Origin of the sequence: Thermosipho sp. 1244, from assembly GCF_018588215.1 — a bacterium.
Lineage (GTDB): Bacteria > Thermotogota > Thermotogae > Thermotogales > Fervidobacteriaceae > Thermosipho > Thermosipho affectus.
Genome location: NZ_LNGA01000003.1, coordinates 26,378 through 39,086 on the forward strand (window position 1 = coordinate 26,378; position 12,709 = coordinate 39,086).

The 12,709-nt window shown below is 34.1% G+C and carries 12 protein-coding genes; 7 read left to right on the forward strand and 5 right to left on the reverse strand.

Going from position 1 to position 12,709, the window contains the following annotated elements; translation table 11 throughout:
* Window positions 1-72: 72 nt before the first annotated feature.
* The 3 genes from AS157_RS00400 to iorA form a co-directional block, all read right to left on the reverse strand.
* Window positions 73-996, reverse strand: coding sequence for an inorganic phosphate transporter (locus AS157_RS00400; protein ID WP_077289270.1), 924 nt, complete (start codon window positions 994-996; stop codon window positions 73-75).
* Between the two features lie 109 nt (window positions 997-1,105).
* Entirely contained in the window at window positions 1,106-1,711 is a 606-nt protein-coding gene (locus tag AS157_RS00405) for an indolepyruvate oxidoreductase subunit beta (RefSeq protein ID WP_077289269.1), read from the reverse strand.
* On the reverse strand, window positions 1,711-3,639 hold the full coding sequence (gene iorA, locus AS157_RS00410) for an indolepyruvate ferredoxin oxidoreductase subunit alpha (protein ID WP_077289268.1): 1,929 nt from the start codon (window positions 3,637-3,639) through the stop codon (window positions 1,711-1,713). Before iorA ends, AS157_RS00405 begins: the two co-directional genes overlap by 1 nt.
* Window positions 3,640-3,878: 239 nt before the next feature.
* Between iorA and AS157_RS00415 the strand changes: the two genes are divergently transcribed.
* From AS157_RS00415 to flhB, 7 genes are all read left to right on the forward strand, one after another.
* A complete protein-coding gene (locus tag AS157_RS00415; protein ID WP_077289267.1) occupies window positions 3,879-5,153 on the forward strand; it encodes an ArsB/NhaD family transporter in 1,275 nt (424 codons plus the stop codon).
* Window positions 5,154-5,155: 2 nt separating this feature from the next.
* Window positions 5,156-6,235: a ribosome biogenesis GTPase YqeH gene (gene yqeH, locus AS157_RS00420; RefSeq protein ID WP_077289266.1), complete on the forward strand. Its 1,080-nt coding sequence runs from the start codon at window positions 5,156-5,158 to the stop codon at window positions 6,233-6,235.
* Window positions 6,232-6,819: a phosphate propanoyltransferase gene (gene pduL, locus AS157_RS00425; protein ID WP_077289265.1), complete on the forward strand. Its 588-nt coding sequence runs from the start codon at window positions 6,232-6,234 to the stop codon at window positions 6,817-6,819. Before yqeH ends, pduL begins: the two co-directional genes overlap by 4 nt.
* 68 nt (window positions 6,820-6,887) lie before the next feature.
* The gene (locus tag AS157_RS00430) at window positions 6,888-7,709 is read left to right on the forward strand and encodes a purine-nucleoside phosphorylase (RefSeq protein ID WP_077289264.1); all 822 of its coding nucleotides are present in this window, start codon (window positions 6,888-6,890) and stop codon (window positions 7,707-7,709) included.
* Between the two features lie 11 nt (window positions 7,710-7,720).
* Window positions 7,721-10,018: a methyl-accepting chemotaxis protein gene (locus AS157_RS00435; protein WP_077289263.1), complete on the forward strand. Its 2,298-nt coding sequence runs from the start codon at window positions 7,721-7,723 to the stop codon at window positions 10,016-10,018.
* Window positions 10,018-10,782, forward strand: coding sequence for a flagellar biosynthetic protein FliR (fliR, locus tag AS157_RS00440; protein WP_077289262.1), 765 nt, complete (start codon window positions 10,018-10,020; stop codon window positions 10,780-10,782). The genes AS157_RS00435 and fliR overlap by 1 nt, the downstream gene beginning before the upstream one ends.
* Complete coding sequence (gene flhB, locus AS157_RS00445; protein WP_077289261.1) at window positions 10,713-11,846, forward strand: flagellar biosynthesis protein FlhB; 1,134 nt, start codon at window positions 10,713-10,715, stop codon at window positions 11,844-11,846. The genes fliR and flhB overlap by 70 nt, the downstream gene beginning before the upstream one ends.
* Here the strand turns inward: flhB and AS157_RS00450 are convergent.
* Window positions 11,832-12,191 (reverse strand): hypothetical protein, encoded by a 360-nt coding sequence (locus AS157_RS00450; RefSeq protein ID WP_077289260.1) that lies wholly within the window; start codon window positions 12,189-12,191, stop codon window positions 11,832-11,834. The two genes, flhB and AS157_RS00450, sit on opposite strands and share 15 nt — an antisense overlap.
* A gap of 111 nt (window positions 12,192-12,302) precedes the next feature.
* Window positions 12,303-12,707 (reverse strand): transcription antitermination factor NusB, encoded by a 405-nt coding sequence (gene nusB, locus AS157_RS00455; RefSeq protein WP_369819175.1) that lies wholly within the window; start codon window positions 12,705-12,707, stop codon window positions 12,303-12,305.
* Window positions 12,708-12,709 lie beyond the last annotated feature (2 nt).

Below are 12,709 nucleotides of genomic sequence, written 5' to 3' on the forward strand. Positions count from 1 at the left end.
ACACCACCTCCTATTTTCTTATTCATTTTAACAATTATTATATAGTAACATATTTTAATTTTTGATAAAAATTTAAAAAATGGAAATTTTAAGAAGGTAATTTAGAATAATTGAGATAAACGCCGAAAAAGTGGGAGTAATAATCCAAGTGAGGAATATTTGTATAATTACTTTTTTGTTTGTTATCTTTGAACCCTTTGCATATCCTGCACCTATAACCGCACCAACAATGGCCTGAGAGACGGATACGGGTATTCCAACAAGTGAATATATCCACACAGTTATAGCTTGGCCCAGTGAAGATACAGCAGAGGAAAAATAATCTAATTCCATTATCTTTTTACTTATGGTGTACATAACCTTTTTATTTGAAAGTAATGCACCAATTGCCATACTTATGCCGCCTACAAACGTTGCATTTTTAGTACCGATATTGTTAGCAAAGACCCCAGTAATGTTTGCAACGTTATTTGCGCCGAGAGAATACGCGCCGTATGAACCTATGATTAATGTTGAAAGTATTATAATTTTCTCCCTAGTTTGTATCGATTTTATCTTATTAAACAGAGGAGAAAGAGTTTTATATAGCAAATATGTAAAGATTATCCCGCCAATGGGTGTAAGAATCCAGGCAAGAAAGAGTTTTAAAAGAAGTTTTGTATTTAGATTATTGGTTAATAAGTTTATACCAATTATCGCTCCAACAATAGACTGGGAAGAAGACGAAGGAATACCGATTTTTGAGAGTATGAACATGGTAATTGCAGCTGAAATAACGGAAATTGTTGCACTGTAAATATCTATATTTGAAAAAGTGCTTATAGTTCTTATTCCCCTTTCTCCACCAATTATTGCCCCTAAAAAGGTAAAAATAGCCGCAATTATGGTAACTTTTCTGTATTTTAATATTCCCATTTCTACAGAAGGACCAAATATATTTGCGGAATCATTTGACCCCAGTAGTATTCCAAAGATTATAGAAGAAAGTAGATACATTTATTTTCCCCTTTCATTTTACATTTTGCTTTATATTTTAACTTAGAAAGTAAAAAAAAACAACCCCCTGCAAAAGATGCAAGGGGTTTTATACTCATTTTTCGTGATTTTATAACATTTCTTTTGCTTTGCTTAATCCCAATTCAAATGCCTTCATATTCAAATCTACAGCTTTTGGTGGAACACTAACTTTAATTACTTCCTTTATTGTTTGTGGAGAGAGTGGAAAGTCTGGTGTTGATGTTAAAGCACCGATTAATACCACATTTGTTGTAATTATATTTCCTGCCTCTTTTGCAAGGCTTTCGGCATCAAAACTTAAATATTTTGCGTTAAACTTTTTTTCTACGATATCTTTAATTTCTTCGTGTGAAGGGTATTTTGCAAGCCCCATTGATACTTGTACAGGTTGAATAGGTCTGGAATTTGTAAATACAAGCCCACATTCTTTTAAGTAATTGATATATCTTAATGCTTCTACTGGTTCAAATGATATTATCACATCTGCCTTTCCTTCTGGTACCATTGCACCGTAGACATTTTCTCCAAACCTTACATAAGATATAACGCTGCCAAATCTCTGGCTCATTCCGTGCACTTCTCCTACTCTAACTTTGTATCCTTCTTTTAGTGCGGCCCATCCAAGTAGGTTTGCAGCTGTTAGTATTCCCTGCCCTCCTACACCTGTAATGACTATATTGTATTCTTTAACCATTATTTCGCCTCCTTTACAAGTTCAAAGGCTCCAAATGGACATATTTGTGCGCAGCTTCCACAGCCCCAACACATAGTAGGACCAATTTTTGCCTTGTTATTTTCACTATCCCAGAATATTGCAGGGCATCCAAATGTGGTGACACATACTTTACAACCTGTACATTTATCTGGATTAACCCTAAATGTGGGTAATTTTTGTTTTTTCTTTCTTGCTTGACTTACCCTATGTAAAGCACATACTTGCCTTGATACAACAACACTAACACCGTATACATCCAATGCTTTTTTGATTACTTCGGTTGTTTTCTTTATGTTGTACGGATTTACTACTTCGACGAAATCTGCCCCCATAGCCTTTACCACATCTTCAATGGGGATTCTTTTTCCAGGTCCATGTGGAGTATCTCCAGTACCTGGATTTGGTTGATCACCAGTCATGGCTGTGATTTCGTTATCTACAATTACTACCAATATGTTTGATCTATTGTATATGGCATTTGCTATTGCGGGGAGTCCCGTATGGTAAAAGGTAGAATCTCCTATTGTCGCAACAATTACTTCTTTTTTATTGTATATCTCTTCATTTGTTGCACCATTTAGTGATACGCTAAGTCCATGTGCTATTCCAATTGATCCACCCATTGCAACTGTTGTGTCAACAGCACTAAGAGGTGGCAATACACCTAAGGTATAACATCCTATGTCACTTGGAAAAATTGCATTTTTTCTTGTAGCTTTGTTAATTGCAAAAAACGAATTTCTGTGTGGACATGCGGGACACAATGAAGGTGGCCTTGGTGGAAGCATTGAGCTTATTTCTTTGTATTTTTCTTCTAGCGTGTTAAAATCGATGGGAGTGTCGATGTTTAAAAATTTCGAAATAGCTTTTACTGCACGTTTTGTATCCATTTCGTATGTTCTTGGTACAATGTTTTTGCCATATATAGGAATGGTGTAACCTTTATCATATGCCCACAATTTTATCTGTTCTTCGACAACTGGTTCAAGCTCTTCAACTATTAATACTTTTTCGAGTCCTTCTAAGAACTTTTCCACAAGTCCAAATGGAACGGGATATGGAGTTGAAAGTTTAAGAACTTTTACATTGTTTATTCCCAGCCAGGAGATAGCTTCTTTTACATATGTATATGAAAGACCTGATGTAATGATTCCTACCTTTCCATCACCTTCTATTCTGTTGAATGGACAGTTGTTAAATTCTTCTCTAATTTTTTCTATGTTTTCAAGAATTTTTGGATGAAACGTTCTAGAATGTGCTGGTATATCGACAAACCTTTTTGGATCTTTTTCAAATTTTCCAACTCTTCTTATTTTGTTTACTATTTCATCGGGTAGCTTATCTAATACTACATCTCCCCTCATGTGTGAAGACCTGGTTGTTGTTCTGAGGATTACCATGTGTTTGTACTTTTCACTAATTTCAAAACCGTATTTTGTGAGATCTTTTGCTTCTTGAACACTACAGGGTTCCAATACTGGAACATTTGCAAATTTCCCAAAAACCCTTGTATCTTGCTCATTTTGTGAGGACCACATGCTTGGATCATCTGCAACCATTATAACAAATCCACCTTCTACTCCCATTCCTACGGCACTCATGAATGAATCTGCTGCGACGTTTAATCCCACATGTTTCATAGCAGTCATCGCGCGAAGACCACTCCATGCAGCGGATAAAGCCGTTTCAAATGCCACTTTTTCGTTTGTAGAGTATTCCATATAAACACCTGCATCTTTTGCTACCGCTGCCATTGTATCTGTTAGTTCGGAACTAGGAGTTCCAGGGTATGCGGCAAAGAGCGATATGCCAGCTTCAAGTGCTCCTCTTGCTATTGCATGGTTACCTAAAAGGAGTATCTTTTCCCCGGGTTTGTTCAACAAGACCATGTTAGAAACTTTTGCCATTTTATCACCCCTTTTTAGTTTCTTCATTTTTATTTTCTAATATAAGTATTTATTTTGCAAACCGCAATATTTTCCATTTTAGGTGATAAGATTTGGAATATTTAATGTATTTATTTTTTTCACAAATGTTAATAGAAAAGGAAAAAAGAAAAGAAGTTAAAATATAAATTTATATAATTTTTAACAAGAAAATGTGAAAATTAGAGTTATAATAAAAAATGTGATAGGGAGGTGGACTTGTGGAAAAGGTATTTGCATTATCTATTGTAATAGTTGCATATGGGTATATTATTTTCGGTAAAAAGTATAAGGCGCCTATAGTTTTTGGGCTGGCAATTTTAGTTTCCGCGCTTAAACTTATTGAGGGATTAGAACCGGAGAATATTAGTAAAGTAGTAGATTTTAACACATTGGGCCTTCTTGCAGGGATGACTGTTATAGTGGAGTTTTTGAAAAAAACTGGACTTTTTCAGTTTTTGGCTATACGTGTGGTAAAGATAGGTGGAAAGAGATTTTTTTTGACCATAACTGGGTTGATGATTTTAGTAGCTGTATCGTCTGCTTTTTTGGATAACCTTGTTACGATAATCCTTATTGCCCCTATGATCTTTCTAATTACAGACTCACTTGGTTTAAATCCCATTCCGTTTTTAATGTTAACCATCTTCATAGACAATATTGGTGGAATGTCCACATTAATTGGTAGTCCTTTAAACCTTGTACTTGGTTCAGTAAGCGGTTTGGGGTTTAATGATTTTATTAAAAATATGGGATTGATTACCATAATTTCATTTACTATTACTATGCTTTTGTTTAAAAAACACACAGTAGTGGATAAAGATGTTGAAGAAAAACTTGAAAAGCTTTCAGATATTGATGAAACAATGGCTATTACGGATAAAAAGTCTTTGAAATTTACACTATTAGTTTTTCTTATAGTACTTTCCCTTTTTGGTCTTCATCAAGTAGTAGAGGTTGATCTTTCATTTGTTGCATTACTTGGAGCGGTAGCTGTGATACTATTTCACAAGAAGAATTTTAATGATATAAGCAATGAAATAGATTGGGATACTTTATTTTTCTATGCGGGACTTTACATTTTGTCATATGCACTTGAGGAAGTAGGGATTACACGTTTACTTGCAAATATGTTTTTACCACTTTCTGGACATCTATTTTACTCCCTTCTTGCAATATTTGCCTTTACTTCGATTGCAATTCCTTGGCTTAGCGCCGTTCCAGGGACTTTGATTATTGCACCTGTTATAAAGATTCTGGTGAATGCCGGCTTTTCACCTAGCTTTTGGTGGGTATATGCGGTAAGCGCAAATCTTGCCACTAACCTTACGCCACTTGGTGCCGTTCAGAATATTGTGGGGGTTAATTTACTTTCAAAACAAATAGGGAGAGAATTTTCATTTGGTGAATATATAAAGTGGGCGTTTAAACCTTATCTTTTGACTAGTTTAGTTGGGTTTGCATTTGTTATGGTAAAGCTTTATATAGGAGGTTAACGATGAAGTGTAGAGGTTGTGGAGTTGAATTGCAATTTAAAGATCCAAAAAAACCTGGATATATACCAGAACATGTGCTGTTAGAAGAAAAAGAACCGCTCTGCCAGCGCTGTTATAAAATGATTCATTATGGAAAGTTGAGTGTACCAGTTGAAGAGGAGATATTTTTGGATAAATTAGATGAAATTTTAAAGGATTTTAAAAAGGTAATATATGTTGTTGATATAACGGATTTTGAAGGTACTTTTCGAAAGGAAATAATGAAAAAATTAAACGGAAAAGAAGTATATTTTGCCGTTACAAAGTTTGACCTTTTGCCAAAATCACTTTCATCTATTGAAGCACAAGAATGGTTAAAAAACAGGTTGGGTTGCTCTTCTGAGCGTATATTTTTGTTAAGTAGTAAAAATAAATTTGGGTTGAGAAAGTTTGAAAAATTTTTAAAAAGTCTAAGGGAAGATATCTTAATTTTGGGTGTTACAAACGTTGGAAAGTCATCATTGCTTTCGCATTTTACAGAAGCAAAGCCAACTATTTCTCCATTTCCAGGTACGACTTTGGGTATAATAAAAAGAAAAGTCTTTGATGTAAATTTGTTTGATACACCTGGAATATTGACAAATGATAGAGTAACAGATTTACTTTCTGTAGAATGTCAGGCAAAAATTTTAAATACAAAGTCTTTTACAAGAAAAACCTTTAAAATAGACGAAAGTAGAGCAGTGTTGGTAAGTGCATTTTGTAAAATAGAGGTGGAATTTAAAACGGAAAAAAAGCCTATTTTCCAGATTTTTGCACCTGAGAAGGTAACTTTTCATGAAACAAAGAAAGAAAAGGCAGATGAGTTAATGAAAAAGAGGGCAGGGGATCTTCTAATTCCACCGTGTAAAAAGCAAGATATAGATGAAAATTTTGTAACACACATATTTGAAGTAGATGAGGAGGAAGAGGTAGTAATAGCTGGTTTGGGTTTTTTGAACATTAAAAGGGGACCATTTACAATAAAAGTTACAGTTCCAGAAAAAATTAAGGTAGTTGTTAGGGATAGATTACTTAAGCCGAAAAGAGGAGGGATAAAATGAATTTAAAACAACCTGGAATTGTAGCAGGTGTTAGTAACAGGCATGTGCACCTTTCAAGGGAAGATGTGGAAATACTCTTTGGTAAAGATTACAAACTTACACCTATTAAAGACCTAGGTCAACCCGGCCAATTTGCATGTCAAGAAACGGTAATTATTGTAGGACCAAAAGGTGCAATTGAGAAGGTAAGGGTACTTGGACCAGAAAGAAAAGAAACACAGGTTGAAATTTCCCTTACAGATGCGTTTAAAATAGGAGTTAGACCACCTGTAAGAGATTCAGGGGATTTAGAAGGGACCCCGGGAATAGTTATAGTAGGACCAAAAGGTAGTGTTATAAAAGAAAAAGGGGTAATAATTGCAAAAAGACACATACACATGCACACAAGTGATGCTGAAAAATACGGTGTAAAAGATAAAGATATTGTAAAAGTGTTAGTCGAAAAAGAAGGAAGAAGATTAATTTTTGATGATGTGCTTATAAGGGTTAGTGAGAAATACGCTTTGGAATTTCATGTAGATACAGATGAAGCAAATGCGGCACTTTTAAAAACAGGAGATTTAGTCTATATAATAGAGGAATAAGCGGCTTTATAGCCTTTTTTTTTATGATATAATTATCAATGTACAAAATAAAAAGGAGGGGCAAAAAGATGAAAGAATACATTGAAAGAGTAAATCAAGCGGTAGATTTTTTAAAGGAGCACATTGATTCTATACCACAGATTGCCATAATCCTTGGTTCTGGGTTGCATGGAATAGCAGACAGTATTGAAAATCCAAAGAAATTTTCATACAAGGATATTCCAGGTTTTCCAGTATCAACTGCGCCAGGACATAAGGGTGAACTTATATTTGGAAAACTCAATGGTAAAGATGTTATGCTGATGAACGGAAGATTCCATTATTATGAAGGATACGATATGAAGACCGTAACCTTCCCAATAAGGGTTATGCAACTTTTGGGTGTAGAAGTATTGATAGTAACAAATGCGGCGGGTGGAATGAATCCAGAATTTGAGATTGGAAGACCTATGTTTATTACCGATCACATAAACATGATGGGAGACAATCCGTTGATTGGCCCTAACGTAGAAGAATGGGGACCAAGATTTCCAGATATGTCAAATGCATACGATAAAGATTTGAGAAAAAAGGCTATTGAGATTGCGCAAAGACTTAATATACCATTCTACGAAGGTGTATACGTTGCTGTATCTGGACCAAACTTTGAGACTCCCGCTGAATTGAGGATGTTGAGATGGATGGGTGCAGATGCTGTAGGCATGTCAACTGTTCCAGAAGTTATTGTCGCAAATCACGGCGGTTTAAAGGTTCTTGGTGTATCCGCTATTACAGATAAAGCGGTACATGATGATTTAAAACCACTTACGGCAGAAGAAGTATTAGAAGTTGCAAATAAAACAGGAGGAATGATTGTAAGAATAATTTCCGAACTTGTTAAAGAAATTTAAGGAGTGAAAATATGTCTTTTAGGGCAAAAATAGTTTTGTTTGCAATAATTTTGGTAACGGTTCCAATATTCTTGGTTACGTATTTCAATATCAGAGGGGTAAATTCTCAGATCGAAAATTTGCAAAAAGACATATCTTTATATGTTGAAAAGAACGTTATTTCAAAGTATGAATCGTACATTAATAGTTTCAAAGATGAACTTTTGAAACAATCAGAAGAATATACAAAAAGGTTAAGTGAAACGGTGAAAGAACAAGAGAAAAAGATACAAAAATCTTTTAATGAAGTTTACGAAAAAGCGCTTGAAAATCAAGTGAATTTCACTTTTGATACGGTTATAAATTTAATAAAAGAAAGGACAGAACAACTTTTAACAGGTGCACAAATTGCAGCATCATTAAAGGAGACTGTAAATGCCGCAAATGATAAAGGTTTATCGTTAACTGAGAGAAAATCTCTTTTATTTCCCTTTATAGAAAAATTTTCTATTGAATATGCTGCACTTTGGACGATAGATGAAAAAAAGCCAAAGATTAAAAGTAGATTGTACACAAAATACGATGGAAAATACATAGTAGAATACGCAAAATCCGTTTCTTCGGGTGCAAATGTAAGTTTTTACAAAAAACCTCCATACATTAGAGAACTTGAAGAAAATTTTTCAAGTATAATTTCTGCAAAGTCTGTTTTTTATCGTTCTTTGATTTTTCCGTATGATAATTTTTTGTATTCAATTATCATTGTTCCCGTAATGCACCCCATACTTGGTAATACGGTAAATGGTTTTGTTGTATTTGTTGATAAGATGGACAACAAATTTTTAGATGAAATAAAATCCGTTTCAAACGCAGAGATTACGTTATATGTAAACGGTAAAGCACTTATAACCACAAAGGTAGGGGAAGATGGTAAAAGACTTGTGGGAGAACCTTTAAGAAAATTAAAAGGTGATATAATTAAAATCCTAAAAGATACCTATTTTGCAAAAGTAGGTGAATTTAAATACCTTGGAAAGAAGATAGGTGAAATAGAAGTTGCCATTCCATTTAAAGCTATTGATACAAGTGTTGAATTGCCAAAACCCAAACCATTTGTTGTTCCAAAACTTGAAAAACCAAATGTTTCAATTAATTTAAAGATTGACAATTCCATCATTGTGAAAAAGACAATTTTATTGGTTGCTGTTGTTCTTGTTATAAGTGTGATTTTGATATTTGTTATAACAAATCAGCTTTCAAAAGCACTTGAGCATTCAAAGACGGTTATTGAAAAATTATCCGAGGGAAGATTTGAAAGCTTTGACGGTGTGAATGTTTCTGGAGAATTTAAAGTTATGATGGACTCTTTAAAAAATCTTTCTGAAAGGTTTAAAGATTTTGCACAAAATCTTCTTTCAAATTCAAATAGACTTGTTTCTCGTGTAGATGGCTTAGAAGAATTGAGCAATATATTGGAAAAGACCTCCAGTGAGTTTTCAAGTACTATAGAGGTTTTTTCTAAAAATACCACTGATATTTTAGATGAGTTTGATAACCTAAAGAATACAACAGAAGGTGCAAAACAATCTATAGAAAATGTAGAAAATACACTAGAAGAGTTGGTTAATGATATAATAGATACGGAGAAAAGGTTAGACGACAACACAAAACTTGTAATGGAAATGGATAATAGTATAACAAGGTCGCTAGATGCCATGGAAAAATTTAACAGTTATATTAACCAAACTATAGGGCAATTTAACAGGGTTACTGGTGAAATATCAAAGATACAAAATGTTGCAAATCAGACGAATTTACTTGCACTTAATGCTGCAATAGAAGCGGCAAGGGCTGGAGAAGCGGGAAAGGGTTTTGCGGTAGTTGCAGATGAGATTATGAAGTTGTCTATAGAGATAAACGATATTTCAAAAAAACTTGTAAAGGATATGGAAGAATACACACAAAATCTCAGTGGTTTAAACAAGGTATATGAAGATTCAAGGAATAATTTTTCAGCCCTTTCAGAGACAAAAGAAGAATTTTCTCAAGGTTTCCAAATTGTAATTGAGCGTATCCAAAAACTTGCGGGAACTACAAAGACGGTATCGGAAGTTTTAGAGCAAGCAAAAGAAGTATTTAACGAGATGGTATATATCTCAGAAAGATCTACAAATACAGTTTCAGAAGCGGTGAATAAATTAGCGATGGTTAACGAGAATATGTCAAAATTAGAGGAATTTTCTCAAAGATTACACGAAACAGTTAAAGCTATTGATTTGGTCTCTGAACAATTGAAAAGTATAGCAAATTGGTTTAAAATAGGAGGATAATGGATTTATATCAATTTGTAGAGACTCAATTTTTAAACTGGGGAATGCTAATAAGTAGAATAACTGGGATTTTTGTAATTTCGCCTTTACTGTCGGGAAAGTTTATTCCTTCCACAGTAAAGGCTTTTCTTGTGCTTGCATTTTCATATTCACTGCTTCCACAGGAAAGTGTTATACCACTAGATACTCCTGTTCTTCATATAGTACTTTCCCTTTTAAATAACTTCATTGTAGGTTTTGCGATTGGATTATTGGCATATATGATTTTTGGAGCATTTGCCGTTGCAGGGGAATTGTTGGGTATAGAGTCTGGTTTTGGGCTTGCTACTTCTATGGATCCAACTATGGAAGAAAGTCCCATAATAGGGCAGCTTATATTTCTTCTTGCAATTTTTGTGTTTATCTCTTTAAATGGGCATTTGTTAATATACGAAGCGGTTGTTGATTCTATTAAAGTGTTTCCACTTAACTTGGATTTTTTGGATTTTGGTTTTGTTAAGTTTATAACGTCAAAATTTATAGAATTATTTTTTGTGGCATTAAAGATAGGACTCCCAGTTATAGGCTATATGTTTATAGTAAACGTGCTTTTGGGGATTCTTTCAAGGTTGGTACCGCAAATGAATGTATTTATGGTTGGAATACCACTAAAAAGCATATTAGTTTTTTTGATATTTTTGGGGATGGTGCCGTTATGGGCGGAGACTTCTGCAAAGTTGACAGTTCTTTTAGAAAAAACCCTGCAACATTTTCTTTCAGGATAGATATACAGTTATTTGCCGATCCAGATAAGACGGAAAAGGCAACTCCAAGAAGGCGACAAAAGGCAAGAGAAGAAGGTCAAGTTCCAGTTTCAAGGGAACTTACCTCTGGTTTTACATTCTTGGCGGCGGTGATTGGTTTTGCATTTTTAGGCAGGGGAATTATACTGGGATTAGAATCTGCTATATCCTTTTTTGCACAATTACCTTCTTACGATACGTTGACTATCAACGATTTGGGAATATATACATTTGATGCGTTTAAAGGGTTAATTGTTGATTTGATAATCTTTGTTGCAATAGTAATGGTAACGGGAATTTTTGTTGGAAGTTTACAAACAAGGTTTTTATTTACGTTCAAATCTTTAAAACTTGATTTTTCAAAGATAAATCCCATCAGTGGTTTAAAGAGGATGTTTTCATTGCGTTCGTTATTTGAACTTTTAAAGTCTATTTTAAAGTTGGTTATAGTGGGATATGTAGGATTTTTGGTAGTGAAAGTCAATTGGAATAAGTTGTTGCTTGCAACAGATACGAGTGTTTTAGAAGGCGCATTACTTATTTGGAATATAACGTTTGAGCTTTTAATAAAGTGCGGTATAGCACTCTTTATTGTATCAATAGCTGATTATTTTTATTCGAGGTACGAATATGAAAAGAATATAAGAATGACAAAACAAGAGGTTAAAGAGGAATTCAAAGAAGTTGAAGGGAATCCAGAAGTAAAAAGAAAGCAAAGGGAGATTATGATGCAATATTCAATGCATAGAATGATGCAAGAAGTTCCCGAGGCTACTGTGGTGGTCACCAATCCTACACACTATGCTGTTGCGATAAAATATGAAGTAGATGAAATGGAGATACCAATTGTTGTTGCAAAGGGTGTGGATAATATAGCAGAAAAGATAAAAAAAATTGCACGGGAAAATAACGTACCTGTCTTTAGAAATCCAAAACTTGCAAGGGAGTTGTATTTTAACGTAGAGGTGGGAGACGAAATTCCAGAGAAATTCTATAGAGCAGTTGCGGAAGTACTAGCATATGTGTACAGCTTAAAAGGAGACTAAGATTTTTTTTATTTTAAACTTAAGAGGCTCTTTTGGAAGCACAAACCTTCCCCTGTAAGTTTGGATGTATACTATACTTGCAGCGTTTTCAAATGAAAGAGTTGTTTTAAATGGACCAAGGTAGTTTCCCAGACCTTGTACTTCCCTTTTTAAAAACATACCGTCTTTTGTATCCAAAACCTTATATTTTACCAATTTTACATCGCCATTTTTCAATTTTTCTGTAAAGGATATGCATTTTTCATTTTCAAAATTTACACCGGATATACCACGCGTATAAAAATCGTGACGTATGTAATTTACCACGTAAAACGTTTCGAGAGATTTAATATAGTCCTTTTTCAAAAATATATACCATTCAATGGTTGAATCAAGAATAAGATAACACGCATAGATTACGTATATTGAAATAAGCAGAGAAATGATGATCTCGGAAAAAGAAATTTTCCCCCCACCTTAAATTTCAAACTTTTCTTTTGGTGCCTCCTCTTTTGCTATTTTATCCAATACACCATTTACAAACTTTCCACTGTTTTCCGTACCGTAGGCTTTTCCTAGCTCTATCATTTCATCTAGCGTAACTTCTATGGGTATATCATCTATGTACAATAACTCGAAAGTTCCAAGCCTAAGTATATTTCTATCGGTAACAGATAGCCTATCTAGTGTCCAGTTTTTTAGATACTTGGATATAATTTCGTCGATCTTTAATATATTTTCCCTTATCCCCCTCACGTATTTTTTCGCAAGTTCTTGTAAAGAAACATCTAATACGCTAATGTGTTCTTTGGATATGTCTTCTAGATTTTCATCTCTGTTGAAATCCCACTGGAAGAGAGCTTTAAAAATAGCTTCTCTCATTT